This window comes from Neobacillus niacini, assembly GCF_048572935.1.
GTDB classification, from domain to species: Bacteria; Bacillota; Bacilli; order Bacillales; family Cytobacillaceae; genus Neobacillus; species Neobacillus niacini.
On record NZ_CP183883.1, the window covers coordinates 4,102,016 to 4,122,127 of the forward strand.

Consider the following 20,112-nt stretch of genomic DNA (forward strand, 5'->3'; position numbering starts at 1 on the left):
TAACGAATGTTCAGTGGGAAGTCTGGCAAATTTATAGATGATTCGTTTTCTTTTACCGAATAAATCGAACTACTCTGCTTGAATTTTTTTGATTTTCTCATGCTCAACAATTTTTAATGCTTTTAGCGCCATCATTAACTGAAATTGTCTCTGCGGATCACGCAAATCACGATTAAGAAGATCCGTAATTTTGTTGAGGCGATAACGAAGGCCGCTTTTTGAGAGTGCGAGGGATTCTGCTGTTTGTTCCAGGTTGCCGCCTTGTTCAAGAAAATGGTAGAGTGTTTCAATCAATTCTAATTTATTCTTATCAAGATTCTCGTAGAGAACCCCAAGCTGATCACGGATCATTTTCCTGATGGCTTGCTCGTTTTGGTCATTAATCAAGATTCCTAGCATTCCTAAATCACTAAAAAAGGTGATTGGTTCATCCCTAGAAGATAGCCGCACAGCAGAACATGCTTCTTCCATTGCCACCCCTGCTTCAAGGATGTTACTGTTTTGCGAGCTTATTCCTGCTAAGAATAGAGCATGTTTTGTTTCCTTCTTTAAAAAAGCGACTAACGTCCGAATCATTTTCTCCATATTTTGCTGAGTGACTTGGTTCTCTGTAATCAGGAGAATTAGAGTGTCAGGCCGCTGACCGATAATTACATTTAGGTTCTCTTCTTCCCGAAAGTAAGCAGATACCATTTCAAATGTCTTCTTATGTAACGTGAATTCTTTTTCATCACACTTATTTAAAAACTTGTAGGTCAAAGCCACAATATGATAGTAATCGGACAAATCTAACTGAATATAATCCGCTTTTCTCATGATTTCTTGCTGCGTATATTTCCCACTCATAATTTCTTCAAGAAAATGGCCTTTCACCTGTTCTAATGATTCCACTTCTGTTTTTTCCTTTAAAAACAGCAGGGAGCAAATCGACGCTAGTCGATCAAGAATCATCGAGTCAACCTCATATTTAGGAATCCTTCCTTGCTCGTATAGAAAAGAGCAATAACCTACAATCTTGCCTAAAAGGTAGATTGGAGTCTTTAGGCTCATCCCTTTTTCAAATGAGAAAATACCCACTTTGGAATGACATTGCTTCTTATCGGGAATCTCAGAAAATGATGCTCTACTAGACTCAAAATCTTCCAGGTTGATACCTTTAGAGGCAATGATATTTTGACGGCTATCCTCCACGACAATCGACAGATGATTTTGTTTATGTACAATGTTGAGAATACTATCGATGTTATTGCCTTTGATTAGCTCATTGGTCATCTCATTATATGTTTTTGAAACAAGTGCGAGGTTATTTTTTTCCTGCATGAGTTTTTCGTTTGTTTGCTCCAGTTCCTTCAAAATCGGCAGTTCTTTACTATAAGAAAAGAATTCCTCCGCTTCTTCCTTCCATTCCGAAACTAGACGCCCTTCCCACACGCAACACGGGTCCCCTTGTCCCTGACATTGCAGCTCTTTGAAAAAGACGTTCACTCCAACCACACCCGTAATATATCCCGTAGCATAACCAGTTAACGTATAACAAACTGGTCCATGGCTCATCCCAAAATTTTTAAGATGTTGTTCCGCTTCATACGAATTTTCCCAAATCCCTTTAAAGCGAAACGATTTGATTTCGTTTTCTTCTACCTCAAATTCCTTTTCAGTAATGCGTGATTTTGCATGGCCTTTTAAGGCATGAATTATCGGACCATATTCAATCTTTTCAAGTAAGCTTAAGGAATCTCTTTTAGCCACCTCCTGGGCGTCTTCAACTCCCAGTTGATATCCATACTTAAAAAAGAATGTTTTCATCCGATCAATCCCAATATTCTCAATTAAATCTCGTTGCATTGTTCCGAAAGCCCTTGTTGAAACAAAGACAGATCTTTCATTGTTGGCAAACCATAGTTCATTCTCTTGGTGTATATGTAATAAGTCATTTAGTTCCAGTGTTTTCATTCTATTTCTCCCTTATTTCAGATTTAATTCAGCTTACCTGCGAGTGAATGAATGAATAAATATTGACTTATGATTATCAAGAAGTTATTAGTTCCATTATACTGAAGGATCCACTAGATGAAAAGGTTCTCACTCCTGAATGACTACTCAAAAAAACCTTTTTACATCGTTAATTTGCTTTAAAAAGACATGTCACCCATTCGTTACTTTGCTTCTTTTCCACCAATCTGAAGCCTGCCTCTTTAAACACAGATTCTACCAATTGGTAATTCCATTCAAGCATACCGGATAAAATAAATGTCGTGTTTTTGCAGTCTAAAAGTCTTTGAGCGTTAAGGATATCCCTATTTTCTTGTGTTCCAATATTGAGGAACACCCAATTATATTCTTTTTTGATTACATTTTTATTCTTGATTAAATCACTTTGAACCACATTCACCGGCATTACACCATTTAGTTCACACTGATAGAGAATTTCCCGCTCAACCGGCTGAATATCATAGGTATCGATAAGGCTCGCTCCTTTGAGTGCAGCCGCTATACTTAATACTCCGGAACCCGCGCCAATGTCTGCCACACTTAAACCTTTGAAATCATGATTTAAAATGAAGTGCAAACAATCTCTTGTCGTTTCGTGATAGCCTGTCCCAAAATTTCCTTGAGAGTCCAGTACAATCCGTTTTTTTATGTCGTAATGATTCATTTTATCTGGTGTGGTGATAACCCAGCCATTTTCAAGAAAAATATCATCAAATGTTTGCTGGTAATTGAGCTCATTTACTTTCTTAACGACCAAACTGGAGTCATCAATGGCTAATATATCTACTAACATACGCCGTTCCTTTGCTTCCATAAAATCGTTAATATAAATATTAAGGTCTGTGATTTCATTCTTCCTTTCAACAAAGGCATAGCCATTGGCATCTGTCACCACATCTAATGGAACCTCGTAAAAAGTTTGATAGTAGCCTTTTTGGTATAAATGCGGAATGATTTTCTCAATCTTTTTGGCTGGAAGTCTTACGGTTATTTCATACATCGTTATTTCTCCTAGCTATTGGCCCGTGCGACATGGCTCGAGCCAACAGTGACCATTTTTTTACCATTATCGCCAGTCGAATGAAAAAGAAAACGACTTACATAATAAAAATTGATCCTAGTAGAAATCAGAATTTGCTCCGCTTCATTTAAAAATCACTTTACCTGAAAACCTTGCCGTGGTTTTTTAATAAATGATTTACAGAACCTTAACATCAAAACTGCAGGCTCTTAACAATGATTGATTATTCTATTATTAGTGGGGATAGCATGTGTGGCTATCATGGTAATTGGCGTAGGTGGAGCCATTACTTGTAAAGCAATTTTTTGTTGAAGAATAAGGACTCTGACTCTTCTTAACTATCCTAGTAATATTAACTTAGTCTTAGTGGAATAATAGTTATATCGTTGGAAAAGGAGTTAAACAATGAAAAAACAAAACATTTTATTTAACCTTGATGACACATTAGCATACTGTAATAAATATTTTAGCCTAGTAATCGACGAGTTCGCTGACCATATGATGGAATGGTTTGACTCGATAAAAGAGGAAGAGATAAAACAGAAACAGCTTCAACTTGATGTTGCAGCGATTAGTGAGTACGGGCTAAAATCAGATCGGTTTCCTGAATCCTTTGTTGGTACATATAAATACTTTTGCGACTTAACTGGGAGGGAAAAGAAAAAGAAAGAAATCCAATATTTGAGAGAGTTGGGTTATAAGGTATTCGAGATCCCAGTTGAACCTATTCCAAAAATGAATGAAACCCTGCTGCGTCTAAAAGAAGATGGACATGAATTATATTTGCACACAGGAGGAGATGAGGCTAATCAACGCAGAAAAATTACCCAGTTGGAATTGACTACGTTTTTTGAACATCGCATTTTTATTTCAGAACATAAAGATACAACAGCATTATCCAATATTTTAAAAACGATTAAGGCTGACCCACATGTAACATGGATGGTTGGAAATTCATTAAGAACAGATATTGTCCCAGCACTGGAAATGGATATCCATGCAATCTACATTCCAGCAGAAAATGAATGGACGTATAACATGGTTGATGTTAACGTTGAACATAGCAGTACTTTTATCACAGTAAATTCACTTTATGAAGTTCCTGATGTAATTGATAAAAGCATCCAAGAGCAAATGATGTGAGTGGGAAAAATCAATAACGAATGGACCATTAAATCGGAATCCTTTAAGTGAGTCGACAATGTATGAATACTTGCCCCCAAAAAAGAATTAACATATCCTCCTTTTATTATGGATAATCTAAATGAAAGAAATTAGGTATTGAGAATCGTTAACAAGTTTAAACTCTAGTAAGTTATTCGGAGGGAAGATTTTTTGAGTGGAATAATTCCTACTTATACTGAAATTGCAGCACTTCGAAATCGTTTATTCGATAAAAATTTAAAACACTGGATTCATGATGATTTATTTACCCCCGGTTGGTGGTTTCTACTTCTATCTTGTATACTTCCTTGGTATATATGGTGGAAGCTCGTTGATAAAAATAGAATTTTTGAGATCTTATCTTATGGACTTATTTGGGCAGTTTTATCCATCGCCTCAGACCTTGTAGGTGTTGAGTTGGGTTTGTGGGGATATCCTGATAAATTAATACCTATCATTCCGCCTATGGTACCTGCTGACCTCACTGTAATACCCGTCAGTTACATGTTGGTATATCAGTATTTCCCATTATGGCAGTCTTTCGTAAAAGCAAGCATAGTATTGTCTGCACTATTTTCATATATTATAGAGCCAATTTTTGAACTATTTGACTTACTCATACTAGATAAATGGAAACATACTTATTCCTTTATTGGATTTATTTTTGGCGCAATCCTCTTTAAATTTGTAATGGAGAAGATAAAGAAAAGGTAATATTCATCAAAAAATACCCTAAGTTCCCCATCAACGGTATAAAAACCATTAAAATCTCGCCTATGTGTATGATTCCTTTAATAAAGTAGGCTTTTTCCTTGTTAAACTATCCTGCTCTTTCTAACGGAAATGTTAGTTTTTAATCTACGATATTAAGCATTACAGCCTCTTCTATCATTGAATTGAAAAAGAGGTGCGACTGCACCTACAATTTTTAACTTAAGCCCTGTTAGTTAAAAGTTTATTCTTCTTCCGTACATAATACTGAGACGTCCATCCAGCCATACGCAACATCATCTACTACCATTCCTCCAAACTCACTTTTCCTATGAAGATATGCCCTTCCTCCCATACGTTCATAAAAACCAAGACCAGATTTATTTCGTTCCATTACCCACACCAACATAGAAGCAATGCCTTTTTCTGTAAAATGCCTGGCAATGGCCGAAACCAGTTGTCTTCCTACACCTAATCCTCTACATTCCTGTAATAGATAAAGTGAGTATAATTCCCCATCAAAATTTTCGTCAACAATGCTTTTACCTGATGCAAAACCTATAATTTCCCCTGCCTCAGTCATTGCAATATAAATAAAGGGTTCTTTTTCGTGATTTAAAAAATTAAGCCACCTTTGTTCTGACTCTTCATACGATAAACTGTCCAAATAATCGTCTGGTACTAAACCTCGATAAGTAGTTTTCCAACCATCAACATAAACTCTCGCTATCGATTTTATATCTACTCCACTTGCCTTTTTAATCTTCATACTTATCACCTCTAAATAGACTTCGTGCCTGTTTATCACTTGTTTTTATACTCTCATTCACATTTATACTACTGTTTTCTTTTTAATGTATCCAGTACTCTACTTATACTGCAAATTTTTTCTAGTTAACATCTTTTTTTACTGGGTACATAAAATAACGTCTTGGCTTAAACGAAATTACATATTCTACATAGGATATTTTAGGAGGATAACTATGTTTGGATTCGCTGACATCATAAAATTTTTAATCTCTTTTTTCGTGATCCTGCCTTTTGTTACTCTTATCCATTTAAGCGGGCATATTTTTTTCGTTACGCTATTCAGAGGATTAGAGAAAAAAATCATCATCGGTTGTGGACCTTTGGTATTTTCATTTTGGAATATTGAAGTAAGGAAATACTATTTCTGGAATGGGGCCTGCGAGTTTAAATCGTTAAAGCATGATAACCGAGTCACGAACACCTTAATTTACCTTGGCGGATCTTTATTCAACCTGATAAGTATTTTTCTGGTACACATCCTCATTTCTAAAGGAATTCTAGAGAAGTCCGTTTTTTGGTCTCAGTTTACCTATTTCTCATTTTATATTCTTTTTTTCTCCCTATTTCCTATGTATTTTTCAGATGGGTCGCCCAGTGACGGGAAGGCGGCAGTACTCGCATTGAAAAACCAGGATGAAAAGAAAATAAGTGATGATATTCAATTCAGGAAAAGTGAAGACAAAAATAAACCAGAGTAACGAAAACATCTAATGAGTAAAACTACTTCAGCTGGGTAGTATATGTTTAGGATGCTGTGCATTCATATTTAGCATATTCTCTATTAATAAACGAGGAAGTGAATAGATGACTCACAGTAACGAACGCAGTAATTTTGATGGGAATGAAGAAGAAAGTGGCAACAACAATGCTGATAACAATACTATACAAGGTACTAGTGAATTTGGTGAAGCAGCAGGAACGTTTACTGATGCTGTTGCAGGTGCTATGATAGGTGCTCCATTTGGACTCTTTGGTGCTGTTATTGGCGGTGTTTCAGGCGGTGTTATTGGTAACCAGATAGTCGAGACAGCTGAAGCAGATAACCATACAGATTCCAATAATCAGGATATCAGCAATAATATTAACTCTAAGGATTCCCATCAATAAAACAATGAAATATAAAATACTTGTTAACCCCCGTTATGAAGAACTTGTGCACAGCAGCTAACGGTAAAATGTTTAGAGAAAGAACTCAAAAATGGGTTCTTTTTTTTTGATATTATTTGCACTAAGAACGCTTAACTAAAAAAATAATTTTCATGTATTTATCTGTCCATCCCCAGCTACTTCAATAAGATACCTTATTTAATCCCAAAAATAACGTTTAACCATATGGTGTGACGGGTAGTAAATAAATGAACAATCATAAAGGAGGAATGAGCATGAATGTTGCAGAGGTAATGACTACCAATGTTGATAGCTGTAGTCCAGAAAGTACGTGTAAAGAGGTTGCCATGAAAATGAAAGAGCTGGATGTGGGGGCCGTTCCAATTTGTGATAATGAAAAATTAGTAGGAATCGTAACCGACCGTGATTTAGTCATAAAGGGATTTGTCAATGATCTATCGAGTGACTCCACGATTTCTGAATTAGTAACCGACAATGTGATAAAAGGAAACAAAGAAATGTCAGTGGAGGAAGCGGTAAACCTCATGTCCCAGCACCAAATTCGTCGTCTTCCGATTGTGGAAGATGACAAATTGGTTGGAATTGTCTCACTTGGTGATTTAGCTGTTAATAATCATTCGACGGATAAAGCTGGACATGCCCTTAAGAATATTTCAAATCCAGCACAACCTAAACAATCAAACTTCTAATTAAAAGTCCAATGTCCAATTATTAATATTGACCATAGAACGACGCCGATTTTCTATTTAAGAAAATCGGCTTTTTTAACTTTGTAATTTATTCCTTTCATATGTAGGATAATTCGCGAAAATACCTTTTCATTTTCGGTTATAAATGATATTATTCCTATTAACATAGTAGGGATTGCGGGTGTTTTAGGTTATGTCTTTGTATGAAAGATTACCTAGTGATTTTTTGATTCAATTCTATAATGAAGTGAAGAAGATGTGTTCAAATGGTTTAGTTACTAAGAATATGTACTATGAATTAGGATTAATCATGGCAGCCGCCTCAAAAAGAGGGATACAATTAGACAAGCCAAAGGATTTTGAACAAAACGTTAACTTCGACTTATTACTGGAATTAAAGTATCATAATTGGATCATTAGGAAACCAACGAAAAAAGCCACTGATAAAAATTAGTGGCTGATTCCACTTACCTACTTCGTTAATGTGTGGAGTGACCTTCTTTAGATTGTTTTAAACGTGTTAATTTTACTTATTTTAAATGAAATGAAAAAAATTACGATATAAATCGGAAAAGAATAATAATTTTTCCAATTACCAGGTGTGTATAACCCAATCCGTTCCATTACTGGTTCTCCTATAAAAGAGATGAATGCTCCATAGATAATCGCTTTAAGAAAAGGATGGATGGCCGGTTTGAATTGGATAAAAAACATCGTTAATACTGGTAATAAACAAAAATCCCAGGGTATGTAACTAGGGATCGTAGGAATTACCTTTCCAGAATAATGCCATATCCCTAAAATCACACCTAAAAAGTCTAACCATGACGTGATAAAGGCCACAAAACTCCCAACTAGTAATAACCTTCCTTCACTCCCTTTTTTTCTAAAGAAGAACCAAATCATCCAAGGAGTAACTGCCAAGATAATCGAAAAATAAAAATCCCAGTGCCATAAAGTATTTTCTTTCCAAAACTCATAATATTCAACATTTATCTGATGAATTTGTTGATAAAGCTTATCTGTTGTCTTTATCTTATCTGAATCAAGTAATGGTTCCATTTTTCAAACACCTTTTTCGAATCATAGTATTTATTTTAGTCTATCCAATGTATGCTTGTTTCACTATCCTTCCGATCACCTTAAGAAGGAAAAGGCATTACCGCTGCTACAGTAATGCCCCCTTTAGCCGTTAAGATAGCTTGTTTTTTCGCTATTCCATTCATTTTTCGTTCAATTTTAATGATTTTACTAAGGTATTTTACTTAGAATCATCTTATAAAAACTAATTGTGCTTAGCTTACGATCAAACTCCTGCTCCTTCTTGATAAGAATACGATTCCTCTAAAAGCTTTTCCCACTGTTCATATAAGGCATTAGCTATCTCATAGTCTTCGTATTCTAATGAAAGATCTTCCTCTAATTTCTCTTTTAAACGAGAGCACATTCCTTCCCATCCCTCTAAGCTTGCATTATCAACATGTTTTGCTAATATCGGTTTCGTGCTATTCCAAGTTGAGTAAAGATTGTTACACCATGCCAATAAATCCTCTCGGTATTGGTTTAGTTCCTCCATATCAATATTTTGGTCTGTTTCAATTTCCAAATCGACTTGGAAATCATTTGCCTCTAACTCTTCTTCCTCGAGATGGATTTGTTCTTCCATTTCAAAACGGTTTACAGAATCGGCTGTACATTCTTTTTGATCAGCATTTACTTCTCTATATAACAACTCCATTTGTTCAGATAAATTTTTAGCTGTTTCATGACACCATTCCAACAAATCGTGACGGTATTGTTTCTGTTCATTCACTTTAATCATTCCTCCACCGTATAAATTCATAATCCTCATTCACCATTAAAAATGGTTATTTATCACCTATAAATTAACCACAATCTCATACTATGTTCTACGATTGTCCCGCGAATAGACGATTACCCATAGACCAAACATCCTTTTTTAAGTAATTAAAGGGAGAGTCTATCCAATGTAGTCTATACCTTTAACAAGAACCAAAAAAAATCCCCTTCTTCTTAGAAAGGGATTAACGATTTAATTATCTTACTGCCGATGCAGCCATTCTTATATAAGTATGTCTTTTACCCCTAACAGTAATCGAAAGTGCTTGAATATTCTCAGGTAATGCCATACCAGAATATCCAGCATCCCCAATATGAAAAATATCGACTCCTGCTCTTTTGGAGCTTAAAGCAATAGCACGAATGGTTTCTTCGTCTGCCCCTTCTTGGCTGGTGCCAATTGCAGCAAGGGTTAATGCCCCTTTAGCTTTAACATTTTCAATCGCTTCCGCAAGTGTTTCTTCACGAACTCCTGGAACTGTTCCTGGTGCCGGAAAAAGAATGACATCTGCACCTGCTTCTGCAAAGCGAGAAAATGCATTGAGATCAAACACGTTTCCTGCTGTTCCAGCATTATGCATTTTGCCGGCTATAATCAGTCCACCAAAATGTTTATTCGCTAATGTAATAGCCTGTTCAATTTTCTCATTGGTTACCCCTGATTTTGGGTTGCCGGTTAAACAAATAAAGTCACATCCCAACTGCTTGGCCATCGCTAGAGATTTTTCAGTAGCAGTACGCCCTTCCGGCAATGAATGCAATTTTTCTAAGGTCTTAGCCTCTGGATCAACAGGTTCAAGATTAATGCCCACTGGCAGGCCCGTTAGTTTTTTTATTTTTTGAATGATTTGTTCATCGATAACCGTGTCTGCCGCATTTGGTTGAAATATGCTGTATGACTCAATCCCATTTACAAAGGGGTTCAAACAATCGAACATGTTCAGTAAGATCATATCCGCACCAAATGCCTTCATTACTTCCGGGTTGGATACCTCCGGAAGTAACGGTTGAGAAGTCACTACCGTTTCAGCGATTATCGTTCTTCCTTCTGCTGCGCGGATTGCCTGCTTTAATTCTTCTCTACCCATTTTCCGAAAATCAGAACCTCTACAATCTAAAATTCTTTTCATCTCATTCACCTCTTATGGTTATTCTTTATTATGCTATCATAGTGTCTCTACTTAAGATAATTTTCAGCAAATAGCAAGAATATCAATATTTTTATTAAAGCAGGATCCTTCCTGAAAAACTTTTTTCATGCAAACAGAATCAAATAGGTTATTGAATAATTCCACTAGTTAACATAATATGATTATGTTAACCTCGTTTTTTACAAATTATAGTTATACCTTTAACCTAAAAACTTTCCTACTACTTTTCTATACAAATACCTCTTATTAATCCCACCAAAAATACCAAACGGAAGAATTGATTAGTGTTCCTGCTAAAGAATTGACAGTTCCAACTCCTTGCCAGACGATATCTCCACAAAATCCAAACTGTTCCCATGCGAGAATTTCTGATTCTTCTTGTGTTTTGAGTGGACTTTCCACATATAGTTCCCAGACATCCTGGGTAACTAACGCGGGTGTTGCTCCGTATTTCTCATACCAGTATTTGAATACTGCAACTTGCTCCTCTGGCATAGGACATTCATTAAACCCTCCCATCGGTACCCAAGCAGCCACTTCCCAAGGTTTATCTGTTGGAATCTTTGCGAGAATGATTTTTTTATTAGAGGCTTCTTCAATAGATAAAAAATGACTTATCGGCGCCTCTGTTGAAAACTCGCCTCTGATATCATAGTCTTCGTCCCCATCCATCGGCATAACCTCATCAAGAAGTCTCTTTAACAATTCATTTATATTTATTTCATGTGCTTGTGTTATGATCGTTTCTCGATATTCATGATCCATCTCGGTGTCAAGGATTTCTAACATCAGTTCTGAAGGAATGATGATTAGCGGTGTATAACCTTCCTTTTTGCCGTCAATGAGAGCTTGACGGTATTCCGACATGACACCATTAACATCTTTCCCCGACAGCACCATGCAATCACAACCCAAATTTCCTATAATTTCTTTCATATAATCTTTCTCTACCTTATTTTTCTTAAATTTATCAAATATGCCCATACTCTCCACCCTTCAGATTTTTTTATGTTATAAAATTCAATAGAAAGTAATTATTACCTTCTAAAAATGTTGTCTACCTAAAAAAGGTGATACAGAAAATCTGTATCACCTCCAATTCGAGCTTTAATATTTTGACTATACCACTGTTATTTTACTTCACTATTTTCTCATAAAAACTTAGTCTATGCTGTGCATTCTCTTTTATGATAATATCAACGCCACTGTCCACAAATGGTTCGACATTTTCTCCTTTTAACACTTTCATGGCGGTTTCAACACTTAAATAGCCCATATCATAAGGGTTTTGTGCCGTTGTACCAGGTAGGGTACCATCTGCGATTAACTTAACCATGTCGGCAAGACCATCCGGACCAATGACGGGAATCAAGAGCCCTTGTTCTTCTAACTCCTTGATGACAGGTAATGCAATCGTGTCGTGAGTGGTCATAACTCCCTTAATATCCGGCTGGTCCCGCATAAGCTTAGTGATCACACTTTGAATTTTCTTGGGATTATCCGGTATCCCGGTTTTTTTGTATGCGATATTGATGCCTGCATTTTGTAAGGAAATGGTAGCACCTTCAACCCGCTCCTTAAAAACGGAGAAAGACAAATCTCCTCCGATTATGGCAATCTTGTCGCCCGGCTGCAGCTGTGAGGCTAAGAAGGCTCCGGCTTTTTTACCTAAATCCAGATTATTGGTTCCGATATACGCGGTTTTGTTCTCAATCGGAATATCGGTATCCACTAATAAAATCGGAATATCCGTAAATGTTTCTAATGTCGGACCAACAGCTGATGAACTGTATGGAGCCGTTATGATCAAATCCGGCTTTTCTTTGTAAATGTTTTTCAATAATTCGACCTGTTGTTGTGGTATTGCTTCACTTGGAACCATCACTTTTCCATCGATTCCAAAATCCTTAAACCCTTTTTCTATACCAGCCTTCATAATGTTCCAATAGGGTGAGTCTGAGGCTTTTAACACAACGACTACCGTTGGTTTTTTATCGGCAAATGTAACCGATATAAAACCTAGAACAATAACAGAAAGGACCGTACCGACCACTACTATCATTTTCCATTTCCCTGACACCGATTCATCTCCCCTCTCTTCTGTGTTAAAAGAATGTACCTAAACGGTGGTTAAGCTGGGAATAAGCTGAAATCGAACCGAGAAAGTAGTCCCCTGTTCACTGGTTTCAATTTCAATATCGGCGTCATGTCGTTTGGCTACACTGTAACAAATGGCTAACCCTAAACCGGTTCCTGTTTCCTTTGTAGTGAAGAAAGGTGTGCCTAATTTTGATAAGACTTCTGGGTTGATTCCCTCTCCTTCATCTTTAATTTGGAGAACGACTGTCTCTTTGTCTTGATAGGTTTTGACCGTTAGATTCCCATTGGAAATCATCGCATCCAATCCATTCAAGGCAATATTTAAGATAAGCTGGCGAATTTCTTTTTCGTCCAAGGAGATGTCGGGACATTCTCCTAAGTCAAGCGTAAGCTGTTTATTGGAACGTAATGCTTCTGCATGAATCAGAGGAGATAAAGCCTCAATAATGGTGTTCAGGTTTTGCTTCTTTTTGACACTGATTTTATTTTTTGCTAGATTCAAAAATTCTGTAATAATTGAGTTTGCTCTTTCCAATTCCTCTAGCATTAAATCAATGATATCAGTAGATAATTTATCAGTTTTATTCCTTGTTAATTGTAAAAAGCCTTGAACAGTTGTCATCGGGTTTCTAATCTCGTGGGCTATACCCGCTGCCATCTCGCCGATTAAATTCAATCGGTCTAACCGATACATTTCATTCTCTAGATTTACCCTGTCCGTAATATCGGTCAATACAACCAGCATACATGGTTCTGAATGGATATCAATAAACTCCGTAGATAATAAACCTAATCGAACTTTCCCATTTTTGGTCTCATACCTAATTTTCTTGTTACTACTCTTTTTATTTAGATCTATATAGGTCTCTGTTGCTTCATCCATAAAACTTTTACTATTTATTTTTTGATCAATCAATTCCTCACAGTTATAACCGATATATTTAGTCCAACTGTCATTGACCTCAATAAAAGTTAGATCCTGCTGTGATAAAATCGCCATTAAGCAAGGACTGGATTCAAAGATTTTTCGAAACCTTTCTTGAGAGCGGAACAGATGGTCCGCCATTCTTTTTCGTTCTTCAATTTCTTTTTGCAGTTTCTCATTTGCTTTGATTAGCTCAAGCGTCCGCTCTTCGACGATATGTTCCAAATTATGAAATCGTTGTTTTTTCACTTCTTCTATTTGCTTTCTTACTGTTACATCGCGGATGGTACAAACAAAAATCTGTTCATCCTCAATAATGGTAGAGGCAATTAATAGATCCGCATAAAAGCAGCTTTTATCCTTTCGGCCAGCCACTACTTCTATGATCTTCCCAACCGATTGTCTCATTCTAGAAAGGAACGAGAGTGATGTATCAGCTAACACTTCATCTTCCCATTTAGGAAAAAGCTTCAAAACGTGTTGTTCTAACAATTCCTTTGGCTGATAGCCAAACATGTTGATGATAGCTGGATTTACAGAAAGAATGGAACCTTGATTATCAAACGTGATAATCGTATCGGTTATCGTTTCACTTATTGCCTTTGATAAAGCCTCTGTCCTACGTAAATTTAGGGTAGTTCTATCTAGCCTTTTATTAACCTTATTAAGCTCAAGTAAATGTCCTAAATCTGTTTTTATGATAGTTTCTTGATGATTTTGATGAATTTTGACAAACTGTTCAATTTTCTTTTTCAATGTTTCGGGCTGAAAGGGTTTAAAAATATAATCGATCGCACCGACGGAGTATCCTTGATGAACATGTTCCATTTCTTGACTAATCGCTGTAATAAAAATAATCGGGATATTTTTTGTTTTTTCACGCGCCTTGATCAGCTTAGCCGTATCAAAGCCATTAAGTCCCGGCATTTGGACGTCGAGTAAGATCACCGCAAAATCATATTGAAGCATGCATTTTAATGCTTCTTTTCCTGAATGAGCACTAATAAGATTGTAATTTGGTGAAGTGAGCACTGCTGCTAATGCCAGCAGGTTTTCTGGATGATCATCCACCATTAAAATATTCACCTTCTTAGAAGGTGTATTATTTAACTTTTCGATAGAGCCTTTCTGGTCCATCAAATTCTCCATAACAGTCTTCATAACGAGTAAATTTAACCCCCTCTCTTTTTCCTAAACCAAGAAAACCTGAGATGCTTAGGCTTTCATATAGTAATTGATGAACATCATTTTGAAGATTCTTATTAAAATAGATGAGAACGTTCCGGCATATAATCATATCAAACTCGTTAAAAGAATGATCGGTTACTACATTATGCTGGGCAAAAATCATATTTTTTTGAAGAAATGGGTGAAAACAAACCTTATCATCAATGGCTTTATAATACTCAGAAAAGGCCTGTTTCCCTCCTGCCTCAATATAGTTTTTGGTATAGAGCTTCATCTCTTCTAACGGAAAGGTCCCCTGTTTGGCTTTTTCGAGAACATTCTTATTTATATCGGTTGCATATATTCTTGTTTTCTCATAGACTCCTTCTTCATGCAAAAGGATGGCCATTGAATACACTTCCTCGCCTGAAGAACAGCCAACATGCCATATTTTGATCGATGGATACTCTTTTAGTAAAGGAATTACTTTGGTTCGAATATTCTTAAAAAAAGATGGATCCCGAAACATCTCTGTCACATTGATTGAAAAATCGGAAAGTAACTTTGCCATCACACTAGGTTCCCTAAGAATTTTTTCCTGCAGCGCGGATATACTCGATAGTCTCTCAATTTGAACGCGGTGATTAATTCTTCTTTGGATAAAAGGAAAGGCATAATTTCTAAAATCATATCCATAATAGCGAAACATAGCCTCTAGTAATAATTCGATTTCTATTCTTTCGATTTCTTGTGCCTGTACGAGTTTACGAGATTCATGATTATTCACCTGTTCGATGGTCTAGCCCTCCTTCGTAAACAGCCAAACTTGCATTAACGAGAACAGCTGTTCTAAATTAATCGGTTTGCTAATATAATCGGTCGCTCCTGCCTCCAGGCATTCTTCTCTGCTGTGTTTCATCGCCTTTGCTGTAAGGGCAATAATCGGGATGGTTTCGAATATACTGATCTTACGAATCTGTTGGATAGCTTCAAACCCATCCATCTCTGGCATCATAATATCCATTAAAATCAGGTCGGTATTGGGATGCTCCTGTAAAACATCCAACGCTTCCCTTCCGTTCTCGGCAACCAAGATTTCCATATCATGATTTTCAAGTGCAATGGTTAAGGCATATACATTGCGGATATCATCATCGACAATAAGAACTTTCTTGTTTCTCAGAATGGATTTCCCGTGTTTGATGAACGACTCTTCCTTTAAAATTTGATCGTGACTGTTGTCAGAATCATTCGCTTCCAAACTGACCGCTGCTTCCATTCGAGCTGTCGAGATATTTACTAGTTTGTTATTTATTTGAAGGTTCGGCAAATATAACGTAAATGTGCTTCCATTCATCATTTCACTTGAAACTTCAATGTACCCACCCAATAACTGAGCAAGTTCTCTGCAAATGGATAGACCTAATCCCGTTCCTCCGTATTTCCTGCTAGTCGTCCCATCGGCTTGTTTGAAAGCCTCAAAAATGGTCTCTTGTTTTTCTTTCTCAATTCCAATCCCCGTATCGATCACAGAAAAAGCAAACATGTGTTGGAACCCTTGTTCTTCCCCGCCATTACCAATGATACTTTTCATTACACTCCGGATTTGTAAGGAGACACTGCCTCTTTCCGTAAATTTAAACGCATTGGCTAGAAGATTTTTCAGGATTTGCTGCAATCGTAGTTCATCCGTAAAGAACGTCATTGGCAATTCATTATCCAATTCGATTGAAAAATGAACCTTCTTCTTATTTGCGATTGGTGAGAATTGACGATAAATAAACTCTTTCAACTGATTCAATTCTACTTCTTTTGATATCACATCTAGTTTACCTGACTCTACTTTAGCTAAATCCAAAATATCATTGATTAAATTCAATAAATCATTACCGGAAGAGTGAATGGTTTTAATGTATTCTTGCTGTTTAGATGTCAGATTCCCTTCTCCGTTTTCAGAAAGTATTTGTGCTAGAATGAGCAAACTATTTAGAGGTGTTCTTAGTTCATGTGACATATTTGCTAGAAACTCAGATTTATATTTTGAACTAATCTCCAGCTGCTGGGCTTTTTCTTCAAGCGCCGCACTGACCTCTTGTATTTCGAAATTCTTTTGTTTAGACGCTTCATACTGTTCTTCAAGTTTTTCATTTGTCGTCCTTAACTCCTCTTGCTGCATTTGGAGTTCCTCTGATTGGGCTTGAAGTTCTTCTGTCAGCGCTTGTGATTCTTGCAATAATAGTTCAACCTTCATGTGGTTCATAATACTATTAATCTTAATACCTAAATTATTATTTACTTTTTCTAGCAGTTTTATATGTAATGGAGTTAACGTCTCAAAAGAAGCAATTTCAATTACCGCTAGTACCTGTTCTTCAAATAATACGGGTAAAATCATAATCGAATGAGGAGAAGCCTCTCCCAGACCTGAACCGAGCTTTAGATAATCGTCGGGAACATGGTTTAGATGGATAGGGCGCTTTAAAAGTGCGCATTGCCCAATTAATCCCTCGCCTAGACGAAATTGCTTTCTGTCTTCTTCCCCACTTAAAGAGGCATAGGAAGACATCCTTGTTAAATACTGGTCACTTTTTGTAACTTCCTTTAAATAGAAGACTCCGTAGCTCGCTCCCACCATAGGTACCAGCTTTGTGATGAGCATATTGGCTAGCATTTGCACATTTTCTATTTCCGGGTACAGTGTAGCAATTTCTGCAATCTTTGTATTCAGCCAACTCAGCTCTTCTGCTTCTTCTTTTAATTGTTTCTCGTTTTTACTATGTTTCTCAAGTGCTTTTGCCATTTTATTAAAAGCGACAGCGATTTCACTCAGTTCCCCTTTTGAGGTAATCTCAATCCGTGGTAAGGTATCAAAATCACTGGCCGTTGCCTGTTTCATCACGTCTGTTACCTTGTTAAGGTTGTTGCTGGTGCTTTTTATAATCCAGATGGCAAAGCCGATCCCAATCAACAAACCGATGACAAGATAGATATAAATATTTTCAACTGCCCACGTATAAGTATCCTTTGAACGTAACAGTTCATTCTTCATCCCTTGTTCTTGTAAGCCATGAAGCAATTCTGACAGTTGAACCATCCGCTGACTGAATTGTTCGATTTCAGCCAAAAAATCAGGAGCAAGTTCAGCATTAGGATTCATTCTTCTCTCTACCAACGCTTGCTGGCCCATACTTCGATAAGAATCTTGTAAGATTTTAAGTTTACCAATAAGTTCCTGAGATTTGTCTTGGGTATCTTTTTTCTCTAATAAATTAATCGCAACTTGTAAATTTGAATTGGAGCTTTCCCATGTATTTAATAGATCTGCATTAATTTTCCCTCCGCGATCCTTCAACATGGTATTTAAAACACTTGATGTGACTGACACCTCCTCTTTAATCGTGGAAGCAACTTCGATTCTCTCATTTAAATCACTAATAACGACATTCATTTTAACAGTCGATTGTTCGAGCATGTTCATTAATATCATAACGATAATCGTGATGAACAACAGTAATGATCCTATGCTCGCATACAGCTTCGTTCGAAATCTCATAATGCCTCCTATTATACGCTATTATTCAATGGGTTTTATTGATAGATTCCTTAATAGATAAACTAGTGAAAATTTTCTTATTTTTAATGATACTTTATAATCCTTATTATCGTCTATATGATATTTTACTAAGTTATAAAGTTATACTTGGTAAAATTCGCTCCAACAAAAAAATACCCACAAAAATGATTTGTGGGCATTTTACCTTCTATTAGAATGATTTAGCCGGTTTCCTTACTAATGTTTGCTATATTTTTTCCATTTCCTCCGATAAGTCTTTGTATTCATCTTTCAACGATCTCTTTAATAATTTTCCAGCTGATGTAGTCGGCAGGCTGGTTCTAAACACCACATACTTTGGCGTTTTGTAGCCGGATAATTTATGGCGGCAATATTCAATGATCTCATCTTTTGTAAGAGTTGATTCACTTTTTAATACGACTGCTGCCGCTACAGCTTCCCCCCAGCGTGGATCAGGTACACCGAAAACGGCACATTGCATAATTTCGGTATGCTGGCTGAGGACATTTTCAATCTCTTGGCTGGAGACATTCTCGCCGCCCGTTTTGACTATATCTTTTTTACGGTCAGCAAAATAATAGTTGCCATCCTTGTCTCGGATGAGAACATCACCTGTATAGTACCAACCATCTCGAAATGCTTTCCGATTGGCTTCTTCGTTATTATAGTATCCCTTCACCACAACTGGACCACGTGCAATTTGTTCACCGGGTTCACCGTCAGGAACTTCGTTTCCATACTCATTAACAAGTTTAATTTCACTGCCAGTATGCGTGACACTTCCAACATACCTTCCGTCTCCATTTGGAACTTCATCCCATGACTTAAACCAGCCTCCCGTTAAAGGAGACGCAGTGGATTCACTGGAACCTTGAATGGTAAAAAATTTCGCCTCAGGTGCAATCCGATTCCATCCATCGACCATACTTTTTGGAATGGTACTAGACCAAGTAATAAGTTTTCGGAGAGAAGTAAAATCGTAATCACCTGCAACATTGAGAATGCCCAAATATAATGTTGGAGGCAGGGCAGTAAATGTTATTTTATGTTTGTCCATTAACATGGCCATCTGTGAAGGAATTGGAATTTCTGTCATGACAATGGTTAACCCCACCATATGGCTATGCAGCATAAACGTAAAGCCAGCCATATGTATTAATGGAAGAGACAGCAGCAAACGATCCTCCGGTTGAAAAGCTCCCGCTGCCAAGTATGCATAATTGGAATAGAAGAAATTCCGATGGGTGACCATTACACCTTTTGGTAATGACTCTGTTCCGCTTGTATAAAATAATCCTGCGACATCCTCATCATCGATTTCCATTTCCACTTCAGTGGTATTACCTGATACAAGCTCGTTGAAATCGACCCAGCCTTCTGGTATTTCATTTGTTCGGAAACAAGCAAATTTTTGAATGCTGGATAATTCCTTAGCAACGGATTTAACTCCTTCCAAATTTAAGCCGTCTACAAAAAACATTTTAGCCTGCGAAAAATTAATCAATTGACTTATTTCCTGGGGTTTTAACATAAAATTCACTGGGGTAATCCATGCGCCAATTTTCAAAAGGGCATACGATAAAATAACGATTTCTGGACTATTCCGGCTAATGACGGCAATTCGGTCCCCTTTTTCCACTCCCATCCGTACTAACGAATGTGCGGTCTGGTTTACCTTTTCGTTCAATTCGTTATAAGTGAAAGTGCTTTGGTCCCCATCAGAATTATAGTAAATTAATGCTGGTTTTGTTGGATAACGATAACTTGCCCTTTTCAATCCATCACCAATGATTGCCCGCGTTTTTAAATTGGTTAACATC

18 protein-coding genes are annotated in these 20,112 nt (G+C 36.9%); 6 read left to right on the top strand and 12 right to left on the bottom strand.

Translation table 11 applies throughout. The features are described from left to right. Positions 1–69: 69 nt before the first annotated feature. A complete protein-coding gene (locus ACN6MT_RS20280; protein WP_419887754.1) occupies positions 70–1,953 on the bottom strand; it encodes a helix-turn-helix domain-containing protein in 1,884 nt (627 codons plus the stop codon). Positions 1,954–2,122: 169 nt separating this feature from the next. After that, a complete protein-coding gene (locus tag ACN6MT_RS20285; protein ID WP_419887755.1) occupies positions 2,123–2,992 on the bottom strand; it encodes a 50S ribosomal protein L11 methyltransferase in 870 nt (289 codons plus the stop codon). Between the two features lie 426 nt (positions 2,993–3,418). Between ACN6MT_RS20285 and ACN6MT_RS20290 the strand changes: the two genes are divergently transcribed. Together ACN6MT_RS20290 and ACN6MT_RS20295 are read left to right on the top strand one after the other, a co-directional pair. After that, entirely contained in the window at positions 3,419–4,156 is a 738-nt protein-coding gene (locus tag ACN6MT_RS20290; protein ID WP_419887756.1) for an HAD family hydrolase, read from the top strand. 192 nt (positions 4,157–4,348) lie between these two features. Further along, positions 4,349–4,891, top strand: coding sequence for a CBO0543 family protein (locus ACN6MT_RS20295; RefSeq protein ID WP_419887757.1), 543 nt, complete (start codon positions 4,349–4,351; stop codon positions 4,889–4,891). Positions 4,892–5,132: 241 nt separating this feature from the next. Here ACN6MT_RS20295 and ACN6MT_RS20300 read toward each other — a convergent pair whose 3' ends face one another. Then, positions 5,133–5,657 carry an N-acetyltransferase family protein gene (locus ACN6MT_RS20300; RefSeq protein WP_419887758.1) on the bottom strand — a complete coding sequence of 175 codons (525 nt, stop codon included), beginning with the start codon at positions 5,655–5,657 and terminating at the stop codon, positions 5,133–5,135. 214 nt (positions 5,658–5,871) lie between these two features. Here ACN6MT_RS20300 and ACN6MT_RS20305 point away from each other — a divergent pair, with 214 nt between their 5' ends. The 4 genes from ACN6MT_RS20305 (at position 5,872) to ACN6MT_RS20320 (ending at position 7,969) form a co-directional block, all read left to right on the top strand. Beyond that, on the top strand, positions 5,872–6,396 hold the full coding sequence (locus tag ACN6MT_RS20305) for a hypothetical protein (RefSeq protein ID WP_419887759.1): 525 nt from the start codon (positions 5,872–5,874) through the stop codon (positions 6,394–6,396). Between the two features lie 106 nt (positions 6,397–6,502). After that, entirely contained in the window at positions 6,503–6,805 is a 303-nt protein-coding gene (locus ACN6MT_RS20310; RefSeq protein WP_419887760.1) for a hypothetical protein, read from the top strand. Between the two features lie 275 nt (positions 6,806–7,080). Then, positions 7,081–7,515 (top strand): CBS domain-containing protein, encoded by a 435-nt coding sequence (locus tag ACN6MT_RS20315; RefSeq protein WP_419887761.1) that lies wholly within the window; start codon positions 7,081–7,083, stop codon positions 7,513–7,515. Between the two features lie 193 nt (positions 7,516–7,708). Beyond that, positions 7,709–7,969, top strand: coding sequence for a hypothetical protein (locus ACN6MT_RS20320; RefSeq protein ID WP_419887762.1), 261 nt, complete (start codon positions 7,709–7,711; stop codon positions 7,967–7,969). Positions 7,970–8,016: 47 nt separating this feature from the next. Here ACN6MT_RS20320 and ACN6MT_RS20325 read toward each other — a convergent pair whose 3' ends face one another. From ACN6MT_RS20325 to ACN6MT_RS20365, 9 genes are all read right to left on the bottom strand, one after another. Further along, entirely contained in the window at positions 8,017–8,577 is a 561-nt protein-coding gene (locus ACN6MT_RS20325; protein ID WP_419887763.1) for a CBO0543 family protein, read from the bottom strand. 244 nt (positions 8,578–8,821) lie between these two features. Continuing rightward, entirely contained in the window at positions 8,822–9,358 is a 537-nt protein-coding gene (locus tag ACN6MT_RS20330) for a hypothetical protein (RefSeq protein WP_419887764.1), read from the bottom strand. A 214-nt stretch (positions 9,359–9,572) separates the two neighbouring features. Continuing rightward, positions 9,573–10,505, bottom strand: coding sequence for a haloacid dehalogenase-like hydrolase (locus tag ACN6MT_RS20335; RefSeq protein WP_419887765.1), 933 nt, complete (start codon positions 10,503–10,505; stop codon positions 9,573–9,575). 267 nt (positions 10,506–10,772) lie between these two features. After that, positions 10,773–11,510, bottom strand: coding sequence for a DUF4253 domain-containing protein (locus ACN6MT_RS20340; protein WP_419887766.1), 738 nt, complete (start codon positions 11,508–11,510; stop codon positions 10,773–10,775). Positions 11,511–11,661: 151 nt separating this feature from the next. Beyond that, positions 11,662–12,606: a sugar ABC transporter substrate-binding protein gene (locus ACN6MT_RS20345; protein ID WP_419887767.1), complete on the bottom strand. Its 945-nt coding sequence runs from the start codon at positions 12,604–12,606 to the stop codon at positions 11,662–11,664. Positions 12,607–12,645: 39 nt separating this feature from the next. Beyond that, positions 12,646–14,688 carry a PAS domain S-box protein gene (locus ACN6MT_RS20350; RefSeq protein WP_419887768.1) on the bottom strand — a complete coding sequence of 681 codons (2,043 nt, stop codon included), beginning with the start codon at positions 14,686–14,688 and terminating at the stop codon, positions 12,646–12,648. Beyond that, positions 14,654–15,427 carry a CheR family methyltransferase gene (locus ACN6MT_RS20355; protein ID WP_419956495.1) on the bottom strand — a complete coding sequence of 258 codons (774 nt, stop codon included), beginning with the start codon at positions 15,425–15,427 and terminating at the stop codon, positions 14,654–14,656. Before ACN6MT_RS20355 ends, ACN6MT_RS20350 begins: the two co-directional genes overlap by 35 nt. A gap of 90 nt (positions 15,428–15,517) precedes the next feature. Continuing rightward, on the bottom strand, positions 15,518–18,271 hold the full coding sequence (locus ACN6MT_RS20360; RefSeq protein ID WP_419887769.1) for a response regulator: 2,754 nt from the start codon (positions 18,269–18,271) through the stop codon (positions 15,518–15,520). Positions 18,272–18,518: 247 nt separating this feature from the next. Next, positions 18,519–20,111, bottom strand: coding sequence for a class I adenylate-forming enzyme family protein (locus ACN6MT_RS20365; protein WP_419887770.1), 1,593 nt, complete (start codon positions 20,109–20,111; stop codon positions 18,519–18,521). Position 20,112 lies beyond the last annotated feature (1 nt).